This is a genomic window from Pedococcus cremeus, from assembly GCF_900111375.1.
GTDB lineage: Bacteria > Actinomycetota > Actinomycetes > Actinomycetales > Dermatophilaceae > Pedococcus_A > Pedococcus_A cremeus.
Genome location: NZ_FOHB01000004.1, coordinates 242,261 through 267,159, shown reverse-complemented (window position 1 = coordinate 267,159; position 24,899 = coordinate 242,261). Strand labels below are relative to the sequence as shown.

The 24,899-nt window shown below is 72.1% G+C and carries 23 protein-coding genes and 1 riboswitch; of the genes, 19 read left to right on the top strand and 4 right to left on the bottom strand.

All coding sequences use genetic code 11. The features are described 5' to 3' along the window. Nucleotides 1–63 precede the first annotated feature (63 nt). A riboswitch (TPP riboswitch) is annotated at nucleotides 64–166 on the top strand. 101 nt (nucleotides 167–267) lie between these two features. Both BMW78_RS09785 and BMW78_RS09780 read left to right on the top strand, forming a co-directional pair. Further along, nucleotides 268–912 (top strand): ECF transporter S component, encoded by a 645-nt coding sequence (locus BMW78_RS09785; RefSeq protein WP_091759158.1) that lies wholly within the window; start codon nucleotides 268–270, stop codon nucleotides 910–912. Nucleotides 913–947: 35 nt separating this feature from the next. Continuing rightward, nucleotides 948–3,242, top strand: coding sequence for an ATP-binding cassette domain-containing protein (locus tag BMW78_RS09780; protein ID WP_091758761.1), 2,295 nt, complete (start codon nucleotides 948–950; stop codon nucleotides 3,240–3,242). An 84-nt stretch (nucleotides 3,243–3,326) separates the two neighbouring features. Here the strand turns inward: BMW78_RS09780 and BMW78_RS09775 are convergent, their stop codons facing one another. Next, entirely contained in the window at nucleotides 3,327–3,854 is a 528-nt protein-coding gene (locus BMW78_RS09775; protein WP_091758759.1) for a hypothetical protein, read from the bottom strand. 127 nt (nucleotides 3,855–3,981) lie between these two features. Between BMW78_RS09775 and BMW78_RS09770 the strand changes: the two genes are divergently transcribed. After that, entirely contained in the window at nucleotides 3,982–4,539 is a 558-nt protein-coding gene (locus BMW78_RS09770; protein WP_177180339.1) for a 2'-5' RNA ligase family protein, read from the top strand. A 49-nt stretch (nucleotides 4,540–4,588) separates the two neighbouring features. Continuing rightward, entirely contained in the window at nucleotides 4,589–6,703 is a 2,115-nt protein-coding gene (locus BMW78_RS09765) for an elongation factor G-like protein EF-G2 (protein WP_091758755.1), read from the top strand. Nucleotides 6,704–6,776: 73 nt separating this feature from the next. Here the strand turns inward: BMW78_RS09765 and BMW78_RS09760 are convergent, their stop codons facing one another. Further along, a complete protein-coding gene (locus tag BMW78_RS09760) occupies nucleotides 6,777–7,085 on the bottom strand; it encodes a 2TM domain-containing protein (RefSeq protein ID WP_091758753.1) in 309 nt (102 codons plus the stop codon). Nucleotides 7,086–7,188: 103 nt separating this feature from the next. Between BMW78_RS09760 and hemG the strand changes: the two genes are divergently transcribed. Together hemG and BMW78_RS09750 are read left to right on the top strand one after the other, a co-directional pair. Further along, nucleotides 7,189–8,598, top strand: coding sequence for a protoporphyrinogen oxidase (gene hemG / locus BMW78_RS09755; RefSeq protein WP_177180338.1), 1,410 nt, complete (start codon nucleotides 7,189–7,191; stop codon nucleotides 8,596–8,598). After that, the gene (locus BMW78_RS09750; RefSeq protein ID WP_177180337.1) at nucleotides 8,595–9,758 is read left to right on the top strand and encodes a TIGR04053 family radical SAM/SPASM domain-containing protein; all 1,164 of its coding nucleotides are present in this window, start codon (nucleotides 8,595–8,597) and stop codon (nucleotides 9,756–9,758) included. Before hemG ends, BMW78_RS09750 begins: the two co-directional genes overlap by 4 nt. Here the strand turns inward: BMW78_RS09750 and BMW78_RS09745 are convergent. After that, nucleotides 9,740–10,252 (bottom strand): hypothetical protein, encoded by a 513-nt coding sequence (locus BMW78_RS09745; RefSeq protein ID WP_091758748.1) that lies wholly within the window; start codon nucleotides 10,250–10,252, stop codon nucleotides 9,740–9,742. The genes BMW78_RS09750 and BMW78_RS09745 overlap by 19 nt on opposite strands. A gap of 459 nt (nucleotides 10,253–10,711) precedes the next feature. Here BMW78_RS09745 and BMW78_RS09735 point away from each other — a divergent pair, with 459 nt between their 5' ends. The 6 genes from BMW78_RS09735 (at nucleotide 10,712) to BMW78_RS09710 (ending at nucleotide 17,253) form a co-directional block, all read left to right on the top strand. Then, a complete protein-coding gene (locus tag BMW78_RS09735) occupies nucleotides 10,712–11,155 on the top strand; it encodes a hypothetical protein (RefSeq protein ID WP_091758744.1) in 444 nt (147 codons plus the stop codon). 209 nt (nucleotides 11,156–11,364) lie between these two features. After that, nucleotides 11,365–13,275: a molecular chaperone DnaK gene (dnaK, locus tag BMW78_RS09730; RefSeq protein WP_091758742.1), complete on the top strand. Its 1,911-nt coding sequence runs from the start codon at nucleotides 11,365–11,367 to the stop codon at nucleotides 13,273–13,275. Further along, nucleotides 13,272–13,940, top strand: coding sequence for a nucleotide exchange factor GrpE (gene grpE, locus BMW78_RS09725; RefSeq protein ID WP_091758740.1), 669 nt, complete (start codon nucleotides 13,272–13,274; stop codon nucleotides 13,938–13,940). The genes dnaK and grpE overlap by 4 nt, the downstream gene beginning before the upstream one ends. Before the next feature lie 27 nt (nucleotides 13,941–13,967). Then, nucleotides 13,968–14,987, top strand: coding sequence for a DnaJ C-terminal domain-containing protein (locus tag BMW78_RS09720; protein ID WP_091758738.1), 1,020 nt, complete (start codon nucleotides 13,968–13,970; stop codon nucleotides 14,985–14,987). 6 nt (nucleotides 14,988–14,993) lie between these two features. Next, the gene (locus BMW78_RS09715) at nucleotides 14,994–15,443 is read left to right on the top strand and encodes a heat shock protein transcriptional repressor HspR (protein WP_091758736.1); all 450 of its coding nucleotides are present in this window, start codon (nucleotides 14,994–14,996) and stop codon (nucleotides 15,441–15,443) included. 103 nt (nucleotides 15,444–15,546) lie between these two features. Further along, entirely contained in the window at nucleotides 15,547–17,253 is a 1,707-nt protein-coding gene (locus tag BMW78_RS09710) for a formate--tetrahydrofolate ligase (RefSeq protein WP_218144302.1), read from the top strand. 32 nt (nucleotides 17,254–17,285) lie between these two features. On the opposite strand, the gene BMW78_RS09705 is transcribed toward BMW78_RS09710, so the two are convergent. Beyond that, nucleotides 17,286–18,083: a FadR/GntR family transcriptional regulator gene (locus tag BMW78_RS09705; RefSeq protein WP_091758734.1), complete on the bottom strand. Its 798-nt coding sequence runs from the start codon at nucleotides 18,081–18,083 to the stop codon at nucleotides 17,286–17,288. Nucleotides 18,084–18,247: 164 nt separating this feature from the next. On the opposite strand from BMW78_RS09705, the gene BMW78_RS09700 reads away from it, so the two are divergent. From BMW78_RS09700 to BMW78_RS09670, 7 genes are all read left to right on the top strand, one after another. Next, a complete protein-coding gene (locus tag BMW78_RS09700; protein WP_245735769.1) occupies nucleotides 18,248–19,516 on the top strand; it encodes an ABC transporter substrate-binding protein in 1,269 nt (422 codons plus the stop codon). A gap of 150 nt (nucleotides 19,517–19,666) precedes the next feature. After that, nucleotides 19,667–20,617: a carbohydrate ABC transporter permease gene (locus tag BMW78_RS09695; RefSeq protein WP_245735768.1), complete on the top strand. Its 951-nt coding sequence runs from the start codon at nucleotides 19,667–19,669 to the stop codon at nucleotides 20,615–20,617. After that, nucleotides 20,617–21,432: a carbohydrate ABC transporter permease gene (locus BMW78_RS09690; protein ID WP_091758730.1), complete on the top strand. Its 816-nt coding sequence runs from the start codon at nucleotides 20,617–20,619 to the stop codon at nucleotides 21,430–21,432. Before BMW78_RS09695 ends, BMW78_RS09690 begins: the two co-directional genes overlap by 1 nt. A 3-nt stretch (nucleotides 21,433–21,435) precedes the next feature. After that, complete coding sequence (gene dgoD / locus BMW78_RS09685; protein WP_091758728.1) at nucleotides 21,436–22,650, top strand: galactonate dehydratase; 1,215 nt, start codon at nucleotides 21,436–21,438, stop codon at nucleotides 22,648–22,650. A gap of 11 nt (nucleotides 22,651–22,661) precedes the next feature. Further along, a complete protein-coding gene (locus BMW78_RS09680; RefSeq protein ID WP_245735767.1) occupies nucleotides 22,662–23,321 on the top strand; it encodes a bifunctional 4-hydroxy-2-oxoglutarate aldolase/2-dehydro-3-deoxy-phosphogluconate aldolase in 660 nt (219 codons plus the stop codon). Further along, nucleotides 23,318–24,283 carry a sugar kinase gene (locus BMW78_RS09675; protein WP_091758726.1) on the top strand — a complete coding sequence of 322 codons (966 nt, stop codon included), beginning with the start codon at nucleotides 23,318–23,320 and terminating at the stop codon, nucleotides 24,281–24,283. Before BMW78_RS09680 ends, BMW78_RS09675 begins: the two co-directional genes overlap by 4 nt. A gap of 34 nt (nucleotides 24,284–24,317) precedes the next feature. Next, nucleotides 24,318–24,875, top strand: coding sequence for a gluconokinase (locus BMW78_RS09670; RefSeq protein ID WP_245735766.1), 558 nt, complete (start codon nucleotides 24,318–24,320; stop codon nucleotides 24,873–24,875). Nucleotides 24,876–24,899 lie beyond the last annotated feature (24 nt).

Genomic DNA, 24,899 nt, shown 5'->3' with positions numbered 1-24,899 from the left:
GCTCCTCAGGGCTGGGGGAAATGTCTCCTGTCCACCGTTGCACAGGCTGCGGTAATGTGCCTCGTGTAACGACAGGGGAGCGCGCGAGCGCTGAGAGTGCGGTCCGCCGCAGACCCTCGAACCTGCTCCGGTTAGCACCGGCGAAGGGAGTCGGGAAATCTCGAGCACCGTGTCGGTCCGCGGCAGCCTGCCGTGTGCCGACAGGGCTCCCCCCGAGGTATCCACCGTCCTCTCATGGAGGACGGCGCCATCGGGAAGAAGGAACACATGAGCACCAAGCTCGCACCGGCCGCCTCGCGCGGCACGTCCGTCCGCGCCAGCCGTCCCCTCATGGGCTGGCGCACCGTCGACCTGCTGACCGTCGCCTTCCTCGGCGCCGCGTTCGGCATCGCCTACTGGGGCTGGGACATCGGCTACCAGGGCCCGACCACGGCCATCTCGCAAGGGTTCCCGCCCCTGGCCGGGCTGCTCGTCGGCCCCTGGTTCATCGCCGGGGTCGTCGGTGGGCTCGTCATCCGGCGCCCGGGCGCCGCGCTGCTCTGCGAGGTCATCGCCGCGCTGGTCTCCATGCTCCCGGGCACCCAGTGGGGCTTCGGCACGCTGCTGGCCGGCATCTTCCAGGGCGTCGGCGCCGAGATCGCCTTCGCCATCCTGGGCTACGGCTTCTTCGGCCTGGGCGCCGCGGTGCTGGCCGGCGTCCTCTCGGCACCGATCGAGATCGTCTACGAGTGGTTCGCCTACTACGCCGACTGGAGCTTCGGCTGGAAGCTCGCCTACCTGGCCATCACCATGGTCTCCGGCGCCGTGCTCGCCGGCGGTCTCGGCTGGCTGCTCACCCGCGCGCTCGCCCGGGCCGGGGCGCTGAACGCGCTGCCGCCGGGCCAGGAGGTCCGTGAGCGGCACAGCGTCTGACCGGTGCCGACAGCCATGACCCGCGCACCCCAGCCATGACGCGCACTCCCGTGCCGGTGGCGGCGACGGAGGCCGAGCCGCCCGTCGTCGCCACAGGTGCGGTGGGGGTCAGCGGCCTCACCTGGCGCCCCTACGGTCGCCGCGACCCGATCCTCAGCGACCTCGGCCTGGCGCTGCCGCCCGGTCAGCGGGTGCTGCTCGTCGGCCCGAGCGGGTCGGGCAAGTCGACGCTCCTCCGCGCCCTCGCCGGGGTCCTCGAGGTGGCCGAGTCCGGTGAGCTCGCGGGGTCGGTGACCATCGACGGCGAGGCGCCGCACACGCGGCCCGGCGCCGTCGGGCTGGTGCTGCAGGAGCCCGGGTCCGGCGTGGTGGCCGCCACGATCGGCCGTGACGTCGCCTTCGGGCTCGAGAACACCGGCGTCCCGCGGGCCGCCATGCCGGCGAGGGTCACCGCGGCGCTGGGGGCGGTGGGCCTCACCATGCCCGAGGACACCCCGACGCACGCCCTGTCCGGCGGGGAGCAGCAGCGGCTCGCGCTGGCCGGTGCACTGGCGCTGGAACCCACGCTGCTGCTGCTCGACGAGCCCACCGCCATGCTCGACCCGGGCAACGCCGCCGCAGTGCGCACCTGTGTCGGCGAGGTCGTGGCGGCCCGCCGGCTGACCACCGTGGTTGTGGAGCACCGGCTCGGGCCCTGGGTCGACTTCGCCGACCGGATGGTCGTGCTCGGCCGCGACGGCCGGGTGGTCGCCGACGGAGCGCCCGAGGTGGTGCTCGCCGAGCGCGGCGCCGAGCTCGTCGACCAGGGCATCTGGGTGCCCGGCTTCCCGGCCCCCGAGCCGGCTTCGCTGCCCCCCGGCCTCTTCGGCCCCGGCACGCTGGGGGCCAACGAGGTCGCGGTCGACGCCGCGGACGTCACGGTCGCCCGCAGCGTGCGACTGGTCAGCGGCGGCACCCGCACCACCCTCGCCGTCGACGGCCAGTGGCTGCAGGCCCGCGCCGGCCAGTCGCTCGCCCTCGTGGGCCCGAGCGGCTCCGGCAAGTCCACCCTGCTCCTCGCCCTCGCCGGGCTGCTCCCCGTCGACGACGGCGTGGTGCGCGTGCACCCCACCCTCGCCCGACACGGCGAGCGGCACCCAGCCGAGTGGGACACCCTCGACCTCGCCCGCACCGTCGCGTGGGTGCCGCAGTGGTCGTCATCGACGATCGTGGCCGGCACCGTGCTCGACGAGGTCATGGCCACGTCACGCGCCGTGGGCCTCGTCGAGGCCGAGGCGGAGGGCCGGGCCCACGCCCTGCTCGACCTGCTCGGGCTGCGGCACCTCGAGCAGGCCGACCCGCGCCACCTCTCCGGTGGCGAGCAGCGCCGCCTGGCGATGGCAGCCGCCGTCGCCCACCAGCCCGCCCTGCTGCTCGCCGACGAGGCGACCGTCGGCCAGGACCGCCTCACCTGGGCCGCCGTCATGGGTGTGGTCGAGGCGCTGCGCGACGCGGGGTCGGCCGTCGTGCTGACCACACACGACGAGGCGGTCGAGGCCCGCTGCGACCGCGTCGTCACGCTTGAGAGGCCCGTGCAGCCACCGGCGCCACCGACGCCACGGCGCCCGCTCGTCGCGCGCTGCGGGCCGCTCTCGCTCCTGGCCGCCAGCGCGGCCGCGATCCCCGCCGGGGTGCTCTCGCCCCGCTGGACCGCCACCCTCGTCGTCGTCGCGGTGCAGGTGCTGCTCGGCGCGCTGGCCCTGGTGTCCCCCGGGGACGGGCCGCAGCCGCGAGGCCGGCTGCGTGGCGTGGTCACCCGCCTGGTGCCCGGCGTCATCGGAGCGCTGTCGGTGGCGTGGTCGAGCTGGCTCCTCGGCGGACGCGACCTCGAGGTGGCAGCCGGAGCCGGCCTGCGGGTGCTCGCGATCGTGCTGCCCTCGGCGGTGCTCATCTCGCACATCGACGCCGACGCCCTCGGTGACCACCTGGCGCAGCGGCTGCGGCTCCCGGCCCGGCCGGTGGTGGCCACCGCTGCCGCGCTGCAGCGGGTGCACACCTTCGGCGACGTGTGGACGGAGATCGCCCGGGCTCGCCGGGTGCGGGGCCTCGGCGCCAGCCGCCGCTCCCCGCGCACGGTGCTCGCCGAGCTGGGCGCGCTCACCATGGGCATGCTCGTCCGGTCGCTGCAGGCGGCGGCCACGCTGGCGGTGGCCATGGACGCACGAGGCTTCTCCACGGCATACCGGCGCACCTGGTGGGCCCCGGCTCCGTGGCGCGTCGCCGACTCCGTGCTGGTCGTCGGGTCGCTGCTCCCGCTCGGGGTGGCGCTGCTGGCCCGCGCGGTGCTGTGACCGCCGCTGCGAGCCGCGGTTCCGGCGCCGTGACCGAGGAGGGAGGACGGCCACGACGCCGGCGTGGTGGCGCCGGGGGCGCGGTCAGGGACCCCGGCGCTGCGAACGGAGCAGCGAAGCCAGCAGGAAGAAGACGCCGCCCACGAAGACCGGGATGCCGACGAACTGCGACGACGAGGCCAGGTGCGCGCCCGTGCGGTCGACGCTCAGCCCCGACAGCACCAGCAGGCTGAGCAGGGGGATCATGCTGTCGGCCAGCAGCAGGGCTCCCGCCTCGCGGGTGCGGCGCAGGCCCAGCACCACCAGCGGCACGGCCAGCACCGTCATGCCCGTCGGCGCGGCCGAGCCGATGGAGTCGCCGGAGAGGAAGGACTCGGCCACCACGTAGACCGCCAGCACCACCACACCGGCGGCCAGCCATCGCGCGGTGGAGGCCGGTCGCACCGCGGCGAGGTAGCTGAGGACCGCCACGAGCGCCACGGCCACCAGCAGGACCACGCCGCCCCACCAACCGCCGACGTCCTCCACCAGCTGCCCCACGCTGAAGACGACCAGTGGGACGACGATCACGGCGGTGAGCAGGAACACACCTCCACGCACCAGGTTCGACATCGGCACCCTCCCGGTCGTCCCCTGCTCGGCTTGTCTTCAGCTCTCCTCCCTCCAGAGTCGGGCGGTGGCGAGCCGGACCACAGGGCCCAATGTCATGAGCGCCGTACGTCACCGGGAGGATGCGGGCGTGGCGCACACCGTCCTCTACCTCCCCGTGCCCGGCCTCGAGCCGTACATCCGGTGGCGCCACGAGGTGGAGGGACCGGAGTGGCTCTCGCCCGACGAGGACCACGTCCACGCCCACCTCACGGTGCTCGGCCCGTTCGTGCCCGAGCCCGAGCTGACGCCGCAGGTGCACGCCGACCTCGCCGCCGTGTTCGCGGACGCCGAGCCGTTCACCTTCACGCTCGAGGAGGTGCGGGTCTTCCCCTCGGGGCTGGTGTACCTCCACCCCGAGCCGGCCGAGCCGTTCACGCGCCTCACCGACGCGGTCACCGCCCGCTTCCCGGACCACCTGCCGTATGCCGGCGAGTTCGCCCCGGTGCCGCACCTGAGCCTGTGTGCGCTGGGGCCCGAGCGCGACCTCGACGTGGTGCGCGCGGAGCTGGCGTCCGCGCTGCCGGTGCAGACGGTGGCCGAGGAGGTCTGGCTGGTCCGCTACGAGGAGCACGGCACGCGCCGGCTGCGCCGCTACCCGCTCGGGCGGGGCCATGAAGGAGGCCGGTCCTGTGCCCTGACGGGCTAGTCACAAGGTCCCTTGTCACGGGGCGGGCGAGAGGAGCAAGGTGTCGGCCATGAACCGCGCAGCCGATGCCCGCGAGGTGCGGGACCCCGTCAGCCCTGACCAGATCCGCAACGTCGTCCTCGTGGGGCCGACCGGTGCCGGCAAGACGGCGCTGTTCGACCGCCTCGTCGCGGCGACCGTGCCGGGCCGGCGCCCGCGCGAGATCCACGAGCCGTCGCTGGCCCTGTCGGTGGCGTCGGTGGAGAGGAACGGCGTCTTCGTCAATGTGCTGGACACCCCCGGCCACCCCGACTTCGTCGGCGAGGTACGGGCCGGGCTGCGGGCCGCTGACGCGGCCCTTTTCGTTGTCTCGGCCGTCGACGGGCTCGACGAGGCGACCCGCCTGCTGTGGCGTGAGTGCGAGGTGCTCGGTATGCCGCGTGCCGTGGCCGTCACGCGCCTCGACGGTGCGCGCGGCGACTTCCAGAGCACGGTGGCGATGTGCCAGCGGACCTTCGGCGACGCGCAGCCGCTGCAGGTGCCGGTGATGGGCGGTGGGTCGGTGGTCGGCACCCTGAACCTGCTGCGGCGCACGGTGCGCGACCACACGGGCGAGGAGCCGGTGCACCGCGACCCGGACGCCACCGAGGCGGGCCTCATCGACGAGCAGCGGGGGGCCCTCATCGAGTCGGTGATCGAGGAGTCGGAGGACGAGTCGCTGCTCGAGCGCTACCTCGGCGGCGAGGAGATCGACCTGGAGGCGGTCGTGGCCGACCTGCGCACCGCCGTCGCGACCGCACGGTTCTTCCCGGTGCTGCCCACCCACGCCCCGAACGGGGTCGGGGTGGACGATGTGTTCGACCTCATCGAGCGCGGCTTCCCGTCGCCGGTCAGCTCACGGATCCCCGCGGTCTACACGCCGGTCGGCGCCGACTTCGGTGAGGTGACCTGCGACCCCGACGGACCGCTCGTCGCCGAGGTCGTGCGGACCACCACCGACCCCTACGTCGGCCGGCTCTCGCTGGTGCGCGTCTTCTCCGGCACGCTGCGGCCCGACGACCCGGTGCACGTCTCGGGGCACCTCAGCCAGTTCGCGGGGCGCAGCCTCGAGGGCCACGGCGACCACGACAGCGACGACGAGCGGGTGGGGCCGCTGTCGGCCTCCCTCGGTGACGAGATGCGCCCGAAGTCGGCGGCCATCGCCGGCGACATCGCGCTGGTCGCCAAGATCAGCGGCGTCGAGACCTCCGACACCCTCTCCGGCAAGGACAAGCCCGCCCTGGTCGAGCCGTGGGTGCTGCCCGAGCCGTTGCTGCCGGTCGCCATCCACGCGAAGTCCAAGGGCGACGAGGACAAGCTCGGCACGGCCCTGCAGCGCATCGTCGCCGAGGACGTCACCATGCGGCTCGAGCACAACCCGGAGACCCACCAGGTCGTGCTCTGGGCGATGGGCCCGGCGCACGTGGACCAGCTCATCTCCGCCTTGCGCGACCGCTTCCACGTCGAGGTCGAGGTCGAGCAGCTGCGCACCTCCCTGCGCGAGACGTTCACCCGCTCGGTCGAGGTGCAGGGCCGGCTGGTCAAGCAGTCGGGCGGCCATGGGCAGTACGCCGTCTGCAAGATCCAGGTCGAGCCGCTCGAGCGCGGCTCAGGGTTCGAGTTCGTCGACAAGGTGGTGGGTGGTGCGGTGCCGCGCCAGTTCATCCCCTCGGTGGAGAAGGGCGCCCGCGCCCAGCTCGAGAAGGGCGTCCTCGCCGGCTACCCATGCGTCGACGTGCGAGTGACCCTCCTCGACGGGAAGGCGCACTCGGTCGACTCCTCCGACATGGCGTTCCAGACCGCGGCCGCCCAGGCGCTGCGCGAGGCGGCCAACGAGTCGACCGTCTCGCTCCTCGAGCCGATCGACGCCGTCGACATCACGGTCGCCGACGAGGCGCTCGGGTCGGTGCTCGCCGACCTGCGGGGGCGCCGCGGGCAGGTCCACGGCACCGAGCCCGGCGAGCTGGCGGGCTACACCGTCGTGCACGCCGAGGTGCCGCAGTACGAGCTCTCGCGGTACCCGATCGACCTGCGCTCGGTCTCGCACGGCACCGGCACCTTCACCCGCGCCTTCGTCCGCTACGACTACATGCCGGCGCAGCTCTCGCGGGAGGTCGCCGCCCGCGACGGGGAGCGCAGCGCCTGAGGCGACCCACGACACGACGTATGCCGCGGCGCAGGGGGGAGTGCCGCGGCATACGGGTCTATGAGGCCTGGCGTCAGCGACGCTGACGCAGGCGTTCCATCTCCGCGTGGACCTCGTCCGGGCCCGGCTCGGGTGAGACGACGTCGTAGATGTTGAACGCGATCCCGATGCCCCAGCCGAAGATGATGAAGATCGGCCAGAAGAACCCGCCTCCGGCCAGGTACCAGATCCCCACGAAGGCGAGGTTGATCAGGACGTAGGCGAGGATGTGGGCCTTGAGGTCACGCTTGGCCTTGAGGCGCTTCGTGGCTCGCGCGCGCAGCTCCTGCTCCTCGTCCGGGGTGAGGGGACTGGCCTGCGGTGGCAGCTGATAGTCGGTCATGGTGCTCACCTGCCTTCACCTCCAGCACAGGCGTGCCCGCGCCGGGCGGGAAGGGACTTCCGGCCCTGACCGGCCGCCGTTCCCGCCGCCTACGGTCAGGGCCGTGTCGCGTCCCCCCAGCAGCATGCCCGGTCACTCGGCGGTCGTGGTGGGGGGAGGTGTCGCCGGCCTGACCGCGGCCCGCCGCCTGGCGCAGCAGGGCCTCTCCGTCACGCTGGTCGAGGGCAGCCGCCGCCTCGGCGGACAGGTGCACACCACCTGGCTCGACGGCCTACCCGTCGACGTCGGCGCGGAGGCTCTCGTCACGTCACCGTCGACCACGGCGCTGCTCGCCGAGCTCCGCCTCGTCGACACGTCGATCGCCCCACGGACGGGAGCGACGTGGCTCGCCACCCCGCGGGGCCTGCGACGGCTGCCGGCCGGGGTGGGGCCTGCCGGCCCGAGCCGGCTGCGGCCCGTCGTGTCCTCCGGCATCCTCTCCGCCCGCGGCGTGGGGAGGGCGGCGCTCGAGCCGTTCACCGCACGCCGGCACCGCGGCATGGCCGATGTCAGCGTCGGTGAGTTCGTCACGGGCCGGTTCGGGCGGGAGGTGGCCGACCGCATCGTCGACCCGCTGCTCGGCGGCATCGCGTCCGGCGACATCGACCGGCTCAGCCTGCGCGCCTGCGCCCCCCAGCTCGCACCGCTGCTCGACTCGGGCCGCTCGGTGGCGGTCCGCGCCGTGCTCCACCGGCCGCGTGCCGCCGGTCCTCGGCTCGTCACCTGGGCGCGCGGCCTCGCCAGCCTGCCGATGGCCCTCATGGACGGCGTCGACCTCGACCTGCGCCTCGGTGACCGGGCGACCGAGGTCACCCGCTCGCCGGGCGGGCGGTATGCCGTGCGGCTGGCCTCGGGGGAGGCGCTGGATGCTGACGCGGTCGTGCTCGCGGTCTCTTCCGCCGTGGCCCAACCACTGCTGCGCGACGTCGTGCCGGCAGCTGCGCAGGCACTGTCCGGCGCGCGGTTCGCGACGGTCGCGACCCTGGTGGCGGCCTTCCCCCGGAGCGAGGCCCTGGCGTGCCCGGTCCTGGCCGGCACCGGGTTGATGGTCCCGTCGTCGACGGGGCGGCTGCTCAAGGCGGCGACCTTCCTGTCGACGAAGTGGCCCCACCTCGCCTCGAGCGACCTGTTCCTCGGGCGGCTCTCGGCCGGCCGGGTGGGAGCCAGCACCGTGGACTCGCTCAACGACGACGAGCTGACGGCGGCGCTGATGGCCGACCTCGCCGCCCTCACGGGCTTCGACACCGCGCCGCTGCGCACGGTCGTTCACCGGTGGCGCGAGACGGTGGCGCAACACGAGCTCGGGCACCCCGAGCGCGTGCGAGCGGCGCGGTCGGCGCTCGCCGAGCACCCGGCACTCGTGCTGGCCGGCGCCTCCTACGACGGCGGTGGGGTGGCGGGGTGCCTGCGGTCCGGGGAGGCCGCGGCCCGCAGTGCCGTCGAGTCCCTCACCGAGGAGGTCGCGGCTCCGTGAGCACGACCCTGCCGGCCACCCACACCTCGCGGGCGGTGCGCCACCAGCGCCACGACGTGAACGACCGTCCGTTCATCGTCATCTGGGAGGTCACCCGCGCCTGCCAGCTCGCGTGCCTGCACTGCCGCGCCGACGCCATCCGCCGCCGCAACCCGCTCGAGCTCGGCACCGACGAGGGCCGGGCGCTGCTCGACGGCATCGCCGCGTTCCCCAAGCCGCACCCGATCGTCGTCCTCACCGGCGGCGACCCCTTCGAGCGCCCCGACCTCGCCGACCTCGTGCGGTACGGCACCGGCCTCGGCCTCTCGATGGCGCTCTCGCCGTCGGTGACGCCGAACCTCACCGCCGACCGGCTGCAGGAGCTGCGCGACGCCGGAGCGAAGGCTGTGTCGCTGTCGCTCGACGGCGCCCGCGCCGAGACGCACGACGCGTTCCGCGGTTTCTCCGGCACCTACGCCGACACCCTCACCGCCGCCGCGCTGGTCCGCGACGCGGGGTTCCGGCTCCAGGTGAACTCCACCGTCACCCGGTCGACCGTCGAGGAGCTGCCTCAGCTGCTGCGCACGGTGCTCGACCTCGGTGCCTCCCTGTGGAGCGTCTTCTTCCTCGTGCCCACCGGCCGCGGCCAGCAGCTGCAGACGCTCTCGGCCGACGAGGTCGAGGACGTGCTGCACTGGCTGGCCGACGTCTCGACGCACCTCGCAGTCAAGACCACCGAGGCGCCGCACTACCGACGCGTCGTCCTCCAGCGCGAGGCGGCCAAGACCTCCGGCGACACCGTGGTCCACGGGCCCCTGTACGCGCGGCTGACCGAGGCCACCCGGCGGGAGCTGGCCGGCCGTGAGGTGCGCACCCGCCCGGCGCGCCCACCCATCGACGTCAACGCCGGCCGCGGCTTCATGTTCGTCGACCACCAGGGGTTCGTGTACCCCAGCGGCTTCCTGCCGCACCGCGCCGGCGACGTGCGCACCACAGCCGTCACCGAGATCTACCGCTCGTCACCCGTCATGCGCTCGCTGCGCTCGCCCGACGGCTTCGCCGGCAAGTGCGGCCGCTGTGAGTTCCGCGAGGTGTGCGGCGGGTCCCGCTCCCACGCGTATGCCGTGACCGGTGACGCGCTCGCGTCCGACCCGACCTGCGCCTACGACCCGCCGCGCTGAGCTGCTCTGCCGAGCCCTCGGGCGAGGCGGATGAGGACGATGCCCGCTGCGGTCAGGAACGACGCGAGGAGCAGGGCTGGCAGGGCGGAGCCACCGGTGGCCGACAGCTGCTCCGTCGTCGCGGCCGGCGTGGCCGTGGAACCGGGCCCCGCGGCCCCGGGCGTCGTCGGGGCGGCGGAACCCGGCGTCGTCGGGGTCGGGGTGGGCGCGGCACACGTGGTGTCCAGGGCTTCGGAGTAGAGCGCCTCCTGAGAAGGGGTGCCGCCGGGCACGGTGCCCGTGACGATCAGGCGCCCGTCGGGGCGCATCGCCACTGGGACGGTCAGCCGGTACACCTCCTGCGCTTCGTCCAGATAGCGCGAGAAGGAGAGCGTGCCGGCATACGTCGTGCGCACCATGAACGTGGTGCTGCGCGGCCGGCGTGGGGGCGTCTGTCGGTTGTCGATGGTGACACCGACGGTCTTGGTGCCGCAGTCGACGCTGCTGACGACCACCCGGGCGGCACCCGGCTCGAGGCCGCACGGACCTCGGTCGTGACGACGAGCTGGTTGAGCGGCTCCGGCACGAAGAAGAAGCCCTCGCGCACCCAGATGGACGTCCAGGCGTCGTCGACGAGAGGGACAGCGATGACTCGGACTGCGCCGGCCGGCACCGTGTAGGACTCGGACTGGTCGTAGTCCGTGTTGCTCCAGGCCCAGTGCACGTCGAAGGGGAACGGGGTTGCCCCGGTGCGGTTGTCCAGGGTCACGGGTGCCTTCAGGGCGGAGCAGTCGAACTCGCCGATGGTGACGCGCGGCTTCTCACCGCAGAAGACCGGTCTGGCGCTCGCAGCAATGGTTTCACCGGCGACGGCCACCGTCACCTCGTTGTAGGCGTTGTCGACGAGGTCGGTGCGCGCCTCGGCGGTCGATCCCCCTGCGACCACCTCCTCCTTGCTCAAGGTGGGCCCGACTGTGACCCTCGTGGTCATCACGAAGGTCGTCGCTGTCGAGGACCCCGTGTTGTCCAGGGCCACCGGCACGCTGAGGGCTGCGCAGTCGAAGGCGCCGATCGACGCGCTGGGGTCGGCGGTTGCCACGGCTCGCGGTGCGGTAGCCGTCCTCGACGGCGCAGATGTGCTCGACGGTGCCGAGGTGGAGGCCGGCCCCGCGCTGGGCGATGTGGTCCGGGTGGTCGTCAGCGCCGGAGTGGTGGTGGCCGTGGCCGACGCGGTCAGGGCCGCTGGGGTGCTCGGGCTCGTCGTCGCCGACTCGGCGGTCCCTGGCGTCGCGGACGGTCCCTCGTCCGCCTGGGCTGCTGGTGCACCGAAGGCGCCCATCCCCATCAGCAGCACCGCTGCCACGAGCCGGTGTGTGCGCATGACGGCCTCCTCGTCTGCCCACCCGCTTCGACGGTAAGGAACCTCGCCGCTGACCATCAGGGCCATCGGGCCCGGGCTGGGGCAGGGAGCGCCCAGTCCACCCACGACCAGGGGAACAATGTGCCTGTGGTCGGAGTTGAGCCATACAGACTCAAGTTTTCAGCTCCGGATTTGCGCATGCGATGGACCGGCTCCTAACTTGAGTACAGGCAACTCAAGAACCCCCCACCCACAGGAGAAACCACCATGGCACGTGCGGTCGGCATCGACCTCGGCACCACCAACTCGGCTGTCGCCGTCCTCGAGGGCGGCGAGCCCACCATCATCGCCAACGCGGAGGGCGGCCGCACGACCCCGTCGGTCGTCGCGTTCTCCAAGGGCGGCGAGGTCCTGGTCGGCGAGATCGCCAAGCGCCAGGCCGTCACGAACGTCGAGCGGACCATCCGCTCCGTCAAGCGCCACATGGGCACCGACTGGAAGTCGCCGGAGATCGACGGCAAGGTCTACACCGCCCAGGAGATCAGCGCCCGCATCCTGCAGAAGCTCAAGCGCGACGCGGAGGCCTACCTCGGCGAGGACGTCACCGACGCGGTCATCACCGTGCCGGCGTACTTCGACGACCACGAGCGCCAGGCCACCAAGGAGGCCGGCGAGATCGCGGGCCTGAACGTCCTGCGCATCATCAACGAGCCGACCGCGGCGGCCCTGGCCTACGGCCTCGACAAGGGCAAGGAGGACGAGCTCATCCTCGTCTTCGACCTCGGTGGCGGTACCTTCGACGTCTCCCTCCTCGAGGTCGGCAAGGACCCCGAGGACGGCTTCTCCACCATTCAGGTCCGCGCGACCTCCGGTGACAACCAGCTCGGTGGCGACGACTGGGACGAGCGCATCGTCAACCACCTGCTGACCGTCGTGAAGAACACGAGCGGCGTCGACCTGTCCAAGGACAAGATCGCCATGCAGCGCCTGCGTGACGCGGCCGAGCAGGCCAAGAAGGAGCTGTCGACCGCGACCAGCACCAACGTGTCGCTGCAGTACCTCTCGATGTCCGAGAACGGCCCGATCCACCTCGACGAGACGATCAGCCGCGCCCAGTTCGAGCAGATGACCAAGGACCTGCTCGAGCGCACCAAGCAGCCGTTCCACAACGTCATCAAGGACGCCGGCATCTCGCTCTCCGACATCGACCACGTGGTCCTCGTCGGCGGCTCGACCCGCATGCCGGCCGTGAGCAGCCTGGTCAAGGAGCTCACCGGCGGCAAGGAGCCCAACAAGGGCGTCAACCCGGACGAGGTCGTCGCCGTCGGTGCGTCGCTGCAGGCCGGTGTCCTCAAGGGTGAGCGCAAGGACGTCCTCCTCATCGACGTCACCCCGCTCTCCCTCGGCATCGAGACCAAGGGCGGCCTGTTCACCAAGCTCATCGAGCGCAACACCGCGATCCCGACCAAGCGCTCCGAGGTCTTCTCGACCGCCGAGGACAACCAGCCGAGCGTGCTGATCCAGGTCTTCCAGGGTGAGCGCGAGATCGCCCAGCACAACAAGCCGCTGGGCACCTTCGAGCTCTCCGGCATCGCCCCCGCCCCGCGCGGCGTGCCGCAGATCGAGGTCACCTTCGACATCGACGCCAACGGCATCGTCAACGTCTCCGCCAAGGACCGTGGCACCGGCAAGGAGCAGAAGATCACCATCTCCGGTGGCTCCGCCCTGGCCAAGGAGGACATCGAGCGGATGGTCAAGGAGGCCGAGGCGCACGCCGAGGAGGACCGCAAGCGCCGCGAGGAGACCGAGGCCCGCAACACCGCGGAGCAGCTGGTCTACTCGACCGAGAAGTTCCTCGCCGACAACACCGACAAGCTGCCGGCCGACGGCCGCGGCCCGGTCGACGCCGCCCTCGAGGACCTCAAGAACGCCCTCAAGCCGGAGTCCGGTGCGACCGCCGAGGACATCTCGGCGAAGACGTCGAAGCTCTCCGAGGAGTCCCAGAAGCTCGGCACCGCGATGTATGCCGCGGCGTCCGAGTCCGCCGAGGGCGCCGGTGCCGGTGCCGGTGCCGGTGCGGGCAACCCGGGTGCCGAGGGCGCGCAGGGCGCCCAGGCGGGCGGCTCCGACGAGGACGTCGTGGACGCCGAGGTCGTGGACGACGAGGACACCAAGTGACGGAGAACGTCGACCCCCGTCCCGAGCAGGCCGAGGAGGTGGTGGGCGCGGAGGCCGCTGAGGCCTCCGCCCCCACCGCCCCCGAGGGCCGGGCGAGCGGCTCCGCCGGGCAGGAGAGCCTCGAGTCCTTCGAGCAGGAGCTCGAGGACGAGCAGGACGCCGTCGCGCACCAGGCGCACCACGCCCAGCAGGCAGAGCAGGGCGAGGCGGCCGCGCAGGGCGAGCAGCCCCACCCGGACACCACGCTCGCCGCCGAGCGGCTGCTCGACCTGCAGCGCCTGCAGGCCGAGTACGTCAACTACAAGCGCCGCGTCGACCGTGACCGCGCCATGGTGCAGGAGCGGGCGGTGCGCGACGTCCTCGAGACGCTCCTGCCGGTGCTCGACGACATCCACGCGGCGCGCGAGCACGGCGACCTGCAGAGCGGCCCGTTCGCCTCGATCGCCGACAAGCTGGAGCAGACCCTGACCCGGTTCGGGCTGAGCCGGTTCGGCGACGTGGGCGAGCCGTTCGACCCGATGCGCCACGAGGCCCTGATGCACACCGAGGCCGAGCTGCCCGAGGGCACCACCGACACCACGGTGGTGACAGTCCTGCAGCCCGGCTACCGTGCCGGCGAACAGGTGATCCGGCCGGCCCGGGTCGCGGTCGCCGACCCCCAGTAACCGACGAGCGTCTGAGAGGAGGACGTCATGGCCAGCCAGGACTGGTTCGAGAAGGACTTCTACGCGATCCTCGGCGTCCCCCAGGACGCCGACGCGACGGCGATCAAGAAGGCCTACCGCAAGCTCGCCCGCAAGGAGCACCCCGACCAGAACCCGGGGGACGCGAACGCCGAGAAGCGCTTCAAGGAGATCGGTGAGGCGTATGCCGTGCTCTCCGACCCGGAGGAGCGGCAGCAGTACGACGCCATCCGGTCGATGACGCACGGCGGCGCCCGGTTCCGGGCCGGTGGCCCGGGCGGTGCGAGCGGCGCCGGCTTCGAGGACGTGTTCTCCTCGATGTTCGGCGGTGCCGGTGGTGCCGGGGGAGCCGGCCCGCGGGTGCGGTTCAACACCGGTGGCGGTGGCGCCCAGCCCAACCTCGAGGACATCCTCGGCGGCATGTTCGGTGGCGGCGGACCGGCCTACGGGGGTTACGGCGCCCCGGCCGGTCCGCGCCGCGGGGCCAACGTCACCGCCCGCACGACCCTGTCGTTCCGCGACGCCGTGGAGGGCGCAACGGTCACCCTCAGCACCGGCAACGGGCGACGCATCACCACCCGCATCCCGGCCGGGGTCCGCGACGGCCAGACGATCCGGCTGGCGGGCAAGGGTGAGCCGGGCGACCAGGGAGCCCCCAACGGCGACCTCATGCTGCAGGTCGAGGTGCAGAAGCACCCGGTCTTCGGGCGGGACGGCGACAACCTGACCGTCGACCTGCCCGTCACCTTCGCCGAGGCCGCCCTCGGTGCCACGGTGTCGGTGCCGACCCTCGCCGGGGAGCCGGTGAAGGTGCGCATCGCCCCCGGCACCCCCAGCGGCCGGGTGCTGCGCGTCAAGGGTCGCGGTGTTCCCCGCAAGGGCCACCAGGGCGACCTGCTCGCGAAGGTCAACGTCGTGGTGCCGCAACGGCTCACCGACGAGGCCCGGCAGGCGGTCGAGGCGCTGCAGGCCCAGGAGGAGGGCGTCGACCCGCGGGCCGAGCTCTTCGCCCGGGCCCGGCAGGAGTGATGCCCGATGGCCACGCTGCGCGGCTTCTCGCCTGACGACGACACCCCCGTCTTCGTCATCTCCGTGGCGGCCGAGCTCGCCGGGATGCATGCCCAGACCCTGCGGCAGTACGACCGGCTCGGCCTCGTCTCCCCGTCGCGCACCCGCGGCGGGGGCCGGCGCTACTCGGCCCGCGACATCGCCACCCTCCGCGAGGTGCAGCGCCTCTCGCAGGAGGAGGGCGTCAGCCTCGCCGGCATCCAGCGCATCCTCGAGCTCGAGCACCAGGTCGACGCCCTGCGCGCCCGGGTGCAGGAGCTGGCCGAGGAGCTCGACCGGGTGCGCGACGCGCACACCCAGCCGGGCTCGCGGGTGTTCGCCGTCGGTCCCGCCGGCGAGATCATCGCCATGCGCGCCGGGCAGCGCCCTCGGCCCAACCGGTCGCAGGCACTGGTGGTGTGGCAGCCGCACTTCTGAGCGGCCGCGGCATACCTGGACCAGTGGGACCAACGTCCCCTTCTGGTCCCGTTCCGGACCAAAGGCCTCGTGCGGGCGCAGCGCCCGGGTCCACACTGGCGACGTGCCAACGTCGCCACTGCCCTCTGACCTCGCCATCGCGCGGGCCGCGCACCTCGAGCCGATCGCCGAGGTGGCGCGAGCCGCCGGCATACCGGAGCAGCGCCTCGAGCCCTACGGCCGCCACGTCGCCAAGATCGACCTGGCGGCTGTTCGTGACCTAGCGGACCGGCCGTCGGCGAAGTACGTCGTCATCACGGCCATCACGCCCACGCCGCTGGGGGAGGGCAAGACCACGACGGCCGTCGGTCTGGCACAAGGGCTTTCGGTGCTCGGCCACCGAGCCACCCTGGCGCTGCGACAGCCGTCGATGGGCCCGACGTTCGGCATCAAGGGCGGTGCCGCGGGCGCCGGCTACAGCCAGGTGCTGCCGATGGAGCAGCTCAACCTGCACCTGACCGGCGACTTCCACGCCGTGACCGCCGCCCACAACCTGCTCGCCGCCATGGTCGACAACCACCTGCACCACGGCAACGAGCTCGAGCTCGACCCGCGCAGCGTCGCCTGGCGGCGGGTTCTCGACGTCAACGACCGGGCCCTGCGCAACATCGTCGAGGGCCTCGGCGCGCGCATCGACGGCGTGCCGCGGCAGAGCGGCTTCGACATCACCGCCGCCAGCGAGGTGATGGTGATCCTCGGCCTGTCGACGTCGCTGCGCGACCTGCGCGAGCGACTCGGCCGCATCGTCGTGGGCTTCACGTATGCCGGTCGGCCGGTGACCGCCGACGACGTCAAGGCGGCAGGGGCGATGGCCGTCATCCTCAAGGACGCACTCAAGCCGAACCTGCTCCAGACCACCGAGAACACACCGGTGCTCGTGCACACCGGCCCGTTCGGCAACATCGCGACCGGCAACTCGTCGGTCGTCGCCGACCAGCTCGCCATCCACACCGGCGACTACCTGCTGACCGAGGCCGGCTTCGGCTCCGACATGGGCGCCGAGCGGTTCTTCAACGTCAAGTGCCGCGTCTCCGGGCTGCGGCCCGACGCCGCGGTGCTCGTCGCCACGGTGCGCTCCCTCAAGGCGCACTCGGGCAACTACCGCGTCGTGGCCGGCAAGCCGCTGCCGCCGGAGATGCTCCACGAGAGCCCGCGGGCCGTGCGTGCCGGAGCCGACAACCTGCGCCGGCACATCGAGATCGTGCGCTCGTTCGGGGTCTCCCCGGTGGTGGCCATCAACGCCTTCCCCTCCGACTTCGACTCCGAGCACGCCGTCATCCGTGAGGTCGCCGAGGCCGAGGGCGCCCACGTCGCGGTCTCCACCCACGTGGTCGACGGCGGCAAGGGCGCGCGCGACCTGGCCGAGGCGGTCGTCGCGGCCTGCGGCGAGCAGCACGAGTTCCGCTACACCTACGAGCTCGACGACACCCTGCGCGAGAAGATCGAGGCGGTCGCGAGGACGGTCTACGGCGCCGACGGCGTCGACTTCTCACCCACGGCGGCCAAGGACCTCGAGCGGTTCGAGGTGCTCGGCTACGGCGGCTTCCCCGTGGTCATCGCCAAGACCCACCTGTCGATCTCTTCCGACCCCACCCTGCGCGGCGCGCCGAAGGGGTGGCGCCTCCCGGTGCGCGAGGTCCGGGCGGCGGCGGGCGCCGGCTATGTCTACGCGATCAGCGGCGAGATGCGCACCATGCCCGGCCTGCCGAGGAACCCGGCGGCGGCGAGCATCGACCTCGACGATGACGGCGAGGTCGTCGGCCTCTTCTGACGCCGGCCCCTGCTCCCGGGCGCCATACCTCGTCAGGAGGAGGGCTGGTCGTCGCCCTGCTCCCAGAGCGCCTTCATCTCGTCCATCGCCTGCTCCATGATCCGGAGCATGGCCGCGCGGGCCCGGTCGCCGTCGTGCCGCTGGATCGCGGCGGCGACGTCGGCGTGCAGCTGCAGCGCCTCCTCGTGGGGGTGGTGCGGCATGAGGCCGTAGTGGTGCCGACCGGTCAGCACCTCGGCGACGAGCTCGTTGAGCTTGAGGAACATCTCGTTGCCCGAGCTGGCCAGCACGAGGCGGTGGAACTCGATGTCGAGGGCGAGGAAGGCGCTCTCGTCCTCGCCCTGCGCCGCGGCCCACATGCGACCGGCCAGCGCCACGAGGTCGCCGGCGTGGTCGGGGGTGGCGCGCTCGGCGGCGAGGCGGGCGGCCTCCGGCTCGACGGCGCTGCGGAGCTCGGTGATGGAGCGCAGCTGGCCGAGCCGGCCGTCTGAGGCCAGGCGCCAGCGGATGACCTGCGGGTCGTAGACGTTCCACGCCGAGGACGGCTGGATGATCGTGCCGATGCGGCGCCGCGAGGCCACCAGGCCCATGGACGACAGCACCCGCAGCACCTCGCGGACGACCGAGCGCGACACGCCGTAGCGGTCGACGAGGTCGTCGATGTAGAGGACCTGGCCCTCGGTCAGACCGCCGCCGCAGATGGCGAGGCCGATCTGGTCGAGCACCTGCGCGTGCAGGCCGGTGAGGCCGGACGCCGCGGCGGTGTCGGCGACCGTGTCGGCGACCGTGTCGGCTCCGTGGGCGGGCAGCTCCGTTGCAGGCTCCGTCATGGGTTAAAGCATACGCATGGCGTCCACCCTCTTGCATAAAGCAGATTTATAGATCTAACATCCCGGGATTAAGCGGACGTAGAGCCGTTGATGCAGGCGGCGACCCAATGGCGGGCGCCACGACAGGAACGGAGACCGACGTGTTGCGTCAGTCATCAGTAATCGTGACTTCTCTGGCCGTGGCGGCAGCCCTCGGCCTCTCGGCATGTGGTGGCGGCGACGCGGAGGGGTCGGGCAGCAAGACCGTTCGCGTCACCCTGGCCAACCACGTCTGGACGGACAACCTCAAGAAGGCCCTGCCCGAGTTCGAGAAGCAGACCGGCCTGAAGGTCGAGATCACCCAGCTCGGTGAGGACCAGCTGTCCGACCAGTACAACGTGAAGCTCAACGCGGGCTCCAGCGACATCGACGTGATGATGTACCGCCCCCTCCAGGAGGGGAAGCTGTTCGCGAAGAACAAGTACCTCGCCGACCTCACCGACAAGGTGAAGTCGAACAAGGACTGGAACTGGGGCGACTTCAAGTCCGGCCCGGTGCAGGCGACCACCTACGAGAACAAGGTCGTCGGTGTCCCGATCATCACCGAGCAGGAGGTCCTCTACTACCGCAAGGACCTGCTGAAGAAGGCCGGCTACACCAACCCCCCGAAGACCCTCGACGAGCTGAAGTCGATGGCGGCCAAGATCAAGTCGCAGAACCCGGGCGTCGCCGGCTTCGTGGCCCGCACCGGCAAGTCGCCGGCCGTCACGCAGTTCTCGAGCTTCCTGTACTCCTTCGGCGGTGACTTCGTCGACAGCAACGGCAAGTCGGCCGTGAACACCCCGGAGGCCAAGCAGGCCTACGCCTTCTACGGCGGCCTGATCAAGGACCTCGGCCCGGCCAACGTCAGCACCGACATGGGCTGGCCCGAGGCGATGGCGATCTTCACCCAGGGCAAGGCCGCCTTCTACACCGAGGCGAACTCGCTGTACAAGAACGCCACCGACCCGGCCAAGTCCAAGGTCTCCGGCACCGTCGGCTTCGCTCCGTTCCCCGCGGGTCCGGCCGGTTCGAAGCCCTACAGCATCCCCTCGTGGGCGCTCGGCGTGAATGACGCCTCCAACAACAAGGCGAACGCCTGGAAGTTCATCGAGTGGGCGACCAGCAAGCAGCAGACCCTCGAGAACGAGAAGGCCGGCGTCCCCGGTGGCCGCACCTCCGTCGCCGAGGACCCCGCCGCCACCGCGACCTACCCGAAGGACCTCGTCGAGGCGAACGCCGAGATGGCCAAGAACGGTGTCGGCCACGACCGCCCGCTCGTCGTGAAGGTCGCCGAGGCTCGCGAGATCGTGGGCCAGCCCATCGTCGACGCCATCACCGGCAAGGACGCGGGCGCCTCGGCCGACGCGGCCAACGAGAAGTTCCAGAAGTTCCTGGACGACGAGAACAAGTAGGACCCCGCACCACCACAGCAACACCGAAACACCAGCACGACCCACAGACGGCCGGGTGCCCGTATCCCCCTCTCGGGCACCCGGCCACTGGCCGGCCCGGCCGGCCACCCTCCCCGCGCCCCGACCTCGCCCGCGACCTGGAGCACACGCATGGCTGTCACGACCACCACCCCGAGCACCGCAGGGAAGACCAGCCTGACGACCTCGGCGAGCACACCCGGCTGGGCCCGCTGGGCCAACCGCCACCGCAAGTGGCTGTTCGCCTCCCCGGCGATGGTGTTCGTCGCCGTCCTGATCATCTTCCCGGTGGCGTGGACGCTGTACCTCAGCCTCACCAACGCCGAGGGCTCCGTGCGCGCGGAGTCCGAGTTCGTCGGCTTCGCGAACTACCTCGACGTGCTGAGCGACACCGAGCGGTTCTGGCCGGCGGTGCTGCGCACCGTGGTCTTCACCGGCGGCGTCCTCGCCGCCGAGATCGTGCTCGGCATGGCGATCGCCCTGCTCCTGTGGCGCCCCTTCAAGGGCGAGAAATGGGTGCGGGTCGCGATCCTGCTGCCGCTCGTCGCCACCCCGGTGGCGGTCGGCATGATGTGGCGCCTCATCTTCGACCCCAACATCGGCATGGCCAACCGGGTGCTCGGCTGGGTCGGCCTCGGTCCGTGGCCGTGGCTCGCCGGTGAGCACTCCGCCCTGCCGACCACGATGCTCATCGACGTGTGGCAGTGGACGCCGATGATCGTGCTCATCCTGCTGGCCGGCCTCACCTCCCTGTCCGACGAGCCGCAGGAGGCGGCGCTGATCGACGGCGCCAGCGCGTGGCAGCGGTTCCGCCACGTCACCCTGCCGCTGCTCATGCCGACCCTGGTCGTGGCGGTCCTGCTGCGCGGCATCGACGCCCTGAAGACCTTCGACATCCTCTACGCCACCAAGGGCAAGGGCGGCGGCTCGTTCCACGAGGTCGAGACGCTCAACGTCTACGCCTACGGCCTGAGCTTCGACTACAACGAGTACGGCGTCTCCTCGACGGTGCTCATCATCTTCTTCCTCATCATCATCGGCTCGATGTGGGCCGTCACCTCCCGCCGGAAGGACGCTGCCTGATGCGCGCCCGCACCCCTTACAAGGTCTTCCGCGTCGTCGCCCTGGTCGTCGTCGTCCTCGCCCTGCTGGCGCCGCTGGCGTGGATGGTCGCGGCCTCCCTCAAGACCAACGTCGACATCTACAACCCCGACAAGGCGGTCTTCTTCTCGCCGACGTGGGACAACTACGCCAAGGTCCTGCAGCAGGCCAACTACGTGCAGTTCATCGTCAACAGCCTGTGGGTGGCCTTCGCCGCCACCGCGCTGTCGCTGCTGCTCGGCGTGCCCGCGGCATACTCCATGAGCCGTTTCTCGATGGGCCGCTCGGCGCTGGTCGTGCTGATGGCCCGCGTCATCCCGGCCGTGTCGCTGCTGGTGCCCTGGTACTACGTCTTCTCGAACCTGAAGATGGTCGGCGGGTTCACCGTGCTGATCCTCAGCCACATGTTCGTGTCGCTCCCGCTGATCGTCTACATCATGATGGGCTACTTCGACGGCCTGCCGATCGAGCTCGAGGAGTCGGCGATGGTGGACGGGCTCACCCCGATCGGGGCCTTCCGGAGGATCACGCTGCCGCTCTCGACGCCGGGCATCGCGACGGCCGGGATCCTGTCGTTCATCTTCTCCTGGAACAACTTCATGTTCGCCCTGGTGCTCTCCAGCGCCCACACCAAGACCCTGCCCGTCGCGATCTTCGACTTCGTGGGCTACGCCAGCATCGACTGGGGCGGCCTGATGGCGGCGTCCACCGTCGTGACGCTGCCGATCATGCTCATCGCGCTGTTCGCGCAGAAGTACGTGGTCTCCGGGCTCACCGCCGGCGCGACGAAGGGCTGACCGATGACCGCCATCAGCACCAACAGCACGGGCAACACCACGGGCAGCGACCCGGCTCGTCCTGCCGCCGAGACCGTCATCCGCACCGTCGAGACCTTCCTCGTCGCGCCGCGGTGGCTGTTCGTCCGCATCGAGACCGAGGGCGGCATCGTCGGCTGGGGCGAGGCGACCTGCGAGGGCCGCTCCGAGACCGTGCGCACCGCGGTCGACCAGCTCGCCGAGCTGGTCGTCGGCCGTGACGCGCTGCGCATCGAGGACCACTGGCAGGTCATGACCAAGGGGTCCTTCTACCGGGGCGGCCCGATCCTGGCCAGTGCCGTCTCCGGCATCGACCAGGCGCTCTGGGACATCGCCGGCAAGCACTTCGGTGCCCCCGTTCACCAGCTGCTCGGCGGCCCCGTCCGCGACCGCATCCGCGTCTACGGCTGGGTCGGCGGTGACGAGCCGGCCGAGGTGGCCGACCACATCGCCGAGCAGGTCGAGGCCGGCCTGACCGCGGTGAAGATGAACGCCTCCGGCCGGATGAGCCCGGTGGCCACGGTCGCCGAGCTCGACGGGGTCGTCGAGCGCGTGGCCGCGGCCCGCGAGGTGCTCGGCCACCACCGCGACGTGGCGGTCGACTTCCACGGCCGGTTCACCCTCGCCAACGCCCGCCGCGTGGCGCCGCTGCTCGAGCCGTTCCGTCCGTTCTTCCTCGAGGAGCCGGTGGTCCCCGAGAACTCCCACCTCATCGGCGACTTCGTCCGCTCGACCACGACGCCGGTCTCCACCGGTGAGCGGCTCTACAGCCGGCAGGAGTTCCTCCCGGTGCTGCAGGCCGGCATCGCCGTGGCCCAGCCCGACCTCTCGCACGCCGGCGGCATCACCGAGGTGCGCAAGATCGCCGCGCTCGCCGAGGTCTACGACGTGCAGCTCGCTCCCCACTGCCCGCTGGGTCCGCTGGCCCTCGCGTCCTGCCTCCAGGTCGGCTTCGCCACGCCGAACTACCTCATCCAGGAGCAGAGCATCGGCATCCACTACAACCAGGGCGCCGAGGTGCTCGACTACGTCGTCGACCCCGAGCCGCTGCAGTTCGTCGACGGCCACATCGAGCGGCTGACGGCCCCCGGCCTCGGCGTCGAGGTCGACGAGCAGGCCGTGCGCGCCGCCGACAAGCGCGGCCACGCCTGGCGTGGTCCGGTCTGGCGGCACGCCGACGGCTCGTTCGCAGAGTGGTGAGGGACGCAGTGGTGACGGACGTGGCCACCGGTATGCCGTCGAACGCGTTCGTCGACGCCCTCGCCCGCGCGCGCGTGATGGCCATCATCCGCGGGACGGACCCTGACGCGGCCGTCGCCACCTCGCTGGCCCTCTTCGACGAGGGGGTGCGGTTCGTCGAGATCTCCCTGACGACGCCGAAGGCGTGCGACGCCATCGAGCAGGTGCGCGCGCAGCTCCCCGAGGGGGCCCACATCGGTGCCGGAACGGTGCTCACCGAGGCCGACGTAACCGACGTCGAGGCGGCCGGCGCGCAGTTCGTGGTGACGCCCGCGGTCACGCCGTCGATCGCCGTGGCGGCCGGCCGCGGCCTGCCCGTGGCGGCCGGGGCGCTCACCCCCACCGAGGCGTGGACCGCCGTGCAGCAGGGTGCCAGTGCGGTCAAGCTGTTCCCCGCGTCGCTCGGCGGACCCGGCTACCTCAAGGCGGTCCGCGACCCGTTCCCGGCCATCCCGTTCCTCGCCGTCGGCGGCGTCGGCCTCGAGGAGCTCGACGGCTACCTCGCCGTCGGAGCCATCGGTGTCGGCGTCGGGAGCCCGCTCGTGGGCGACGCCGCCTCGGGTGGCGACCTCGACGCGCTGCGCCGGCGGGCGCGGGCCTACGTGGCTGCGGCAGAACGGCATACGCGATGACCACCGTGCCGGCCACGGGCGACGTCGACGTCCTCACCTTCGGTGAGTCGATGGTCTCCTTCCGTGGCGAGGGCCTGCTCACCCAGGGCAGCCGGCAGACCGTGCGCCTCGCCGGCGCCGAGTCCAACGTGGCCATCGGCCTCGCGCGCCTCGGCCACACGGTCGCCTGGGCCGGACGGGTGGGCGACGACTCGTTCGGGCGCCTCGTGCTGCGCCAGCTGCGGGCCGAGGGCGTCGACACCCGGTATGCCGTCGTGGACACCGAGCGGCCCACCGGCCTGATGTTCGTCGAGGAGCGCACCGCCGACCTGGTGAGCGTGGAGTACCGCCGCGCGGGCTCGGCCGGCTCGGCGGTCGGCAAGGACGAGGTGACGGCGGCCCTCACCGCGTCGCCGCGGGTCCTGCACGTCACCGGCATCACGCCGGCGCTGTCGCCGTCTGCGGCCGGCGCCGTCGAGGCGGCGGTCGGATCGGCCTCTGCCGCAGGCGTCTTCGTGTCGCTCGACGTGAACTTCCGCAGCCGGCTGTGGAACCGTGAGCAGGCGCGCGAGGTGCTCACCCCGCTCGCGGCACACGCCTCGGTGGTGATCGCCTCCGACGACGAGCTCGACCTCGTCGCGTCCGGTGACGAGGACGTCGCGGTCGCCGAGCTGCTGTCGCGCGGGGTGCAGCAGGTCGCGGTGAAGCGCGGCCCGCTCGGGGCGACCCTGCACTCCCGCGAGGGCCGCGTCGACGCACCGGCCCTCGCGGTGACGGCCATCGACCCGATCGGTGCCGGTGACGCCTTCACCGCCGGCTACCTCTCCGGGGTCCTGGACGGGCTCGACCCGGCGCAGTGCCTCGTCCGCGGCGCTGCGACGGGGGCGTTCGCGGTCTCCACCCGCGGCGACTGGGAGGGCGCGCCCACCCGCGAGGAGCTGGCCGTCCTCGAACGGCACACCCCCGGCGCCACGGTGCGCTGACCCAACCCGTGAGAACTCACAAGGAAGGCCCGCTGTGAACCACGAGGGCACGCCGCTCGACCTGCGCTCGAGCACCCGGCACGTCGTCGTCATGGGCGTCTCGGGCTGCGGCAAGACCACCGTGGCGCACGGCATCGCGGCCGCCACCGGACTGCTCTTCGCCGAGGCCGACGACTTCCACAGCCGCGCCAACGTGGAGAAGATGCGCGCCGGCACCCCCCTCGTCGACGACGACCGCTGGCCCTGGCTGCACGACCTCGCTGCCTGGATGGCCGAGCGCGCCGAGGAGGGCCGCTCGACCGTCATCGCCTGCTCCGCCCTGAAGCGGGCCTACCGCGACGTGCTGGCCTCGGGACCGCCCACGCTCGACTTCGTGCACCTCGACGGCCACGTCGAGGTGATCCGCGAGCGGCTGGCCTCGCGTTCGGGGCACTACATGCCCGCCAGCCTGCTCGACTCGCAGCTGGCGACGCTGGAGCCGCTGCAGGCCGACGAGTCGGGCATCGTGCTCGACGTCGCGCTCCCGCCCGAGGAGCTGGTCGACCTCGCCGTCCGCGGCCTGCACCTGCCGCAGGTCACGTCGACCGCCTGAGTCCGTGACCGCCTCGGCCACCGC

What these genes read in the sequence shown, in the direction of transcription:
- BMW78_RS09785 (WP_091759158.1), top strand. Translation starts at nt 268, where the DNA reads ATGAGCACCAAGCTCGCACCGGCCGCCTCGCGCGGCACGTCCGTCCGC.
- BMW78_RS09780 (WP_091758761.1), top strand. Translation starts at nt 948, where the DNA reads ATGACGCGCACTCCCGTGCCGGTGGCGGCGACGGAGGCCGAGCCGCCC.
- BMW78_RS09775 (WP_091758759.1), bottom strand. Translation starts at nt 3,854, where the DNA reads ATGTCGAACCTGGTGCGTGGAGGTGTGTTCCTGCTCACCGCCGTGATC.
- BMW78_RS09765 (WP_091758755.1), top strand. Translation starts at nt 4,589, where the DNA reads ATGAACCGCGCAGCCGATGCCCGCGAGGTGCGGGACCCCGTCAGCCCT.
- BMW78_RS09760 (WP_091758753.1), bottom strand. Translation starts at nt 7,085, where the DNA reads ATGACCGACTATCAGCTGCCACCGCAGGCCAGTCCCCTCACCCCGGAC.
- dnaK (WP_091758742.1), top strand. Translation starts at nt 11,365, where the DNA reads ATGGCACGTGCGGTCGGCATCGACCTCGGCACCACCAACTCGGCTGTC.
- BMW78_RS09720 (WP_091758738.1), top strand. Translation starts at nt 13,968, where the DNA reads ATGGCCAGCCAGGACTGGTTCGAGAAGGACTTCTACGCGATCCTCGGC.
- BMW78_RS09715 (WP_091758736.1), top strand. Translation starts at nt 14,994, where the DNA reads ATGGCCACGCTGCGCGGCTTCTCGCCTGACGACGACACCCCCGTCTTC.
- BMW78_RS09705 (WP_091758734.1), bottom strand. Translation starts at nt 18,083, where the DNA reads ATGACGGAGCCTGCAACGGAGCTGCCCGCCCACGGAGCCGACACGGTC.
- BMW78_RS09695 (WP_245735768.1), top strand. Translation starts at nt 19,667, where the DNA reads ATGGCTGTCACGACCACCACCCCGAGCACCGCAGGGAAGACCAGCCTG.
- BMW78_RS09690 (WP_091758730.1), top strand. Translation starts at nt 20,617, where the DNA reads ATGCGCGCCCGCACCCCTTACAAGGTCTTCCGCGTCGTCGCCCTGGTC.
- dgoD (WP_091758728.1), top strand. Translation starts at nt 21,436, where the DNA reads ATGACCGCCATCAGCACCAACAGCACGGGCAACACCACGGGCAGCGAC.
- BMW78_RS09675 (WP_091758726.1), top strand. Translation starts at nt 23,318, where the DNA reads ATGACCACCGTGCCGGCCACGGGCGACGTCGACGTCCTCACCTTCGGT.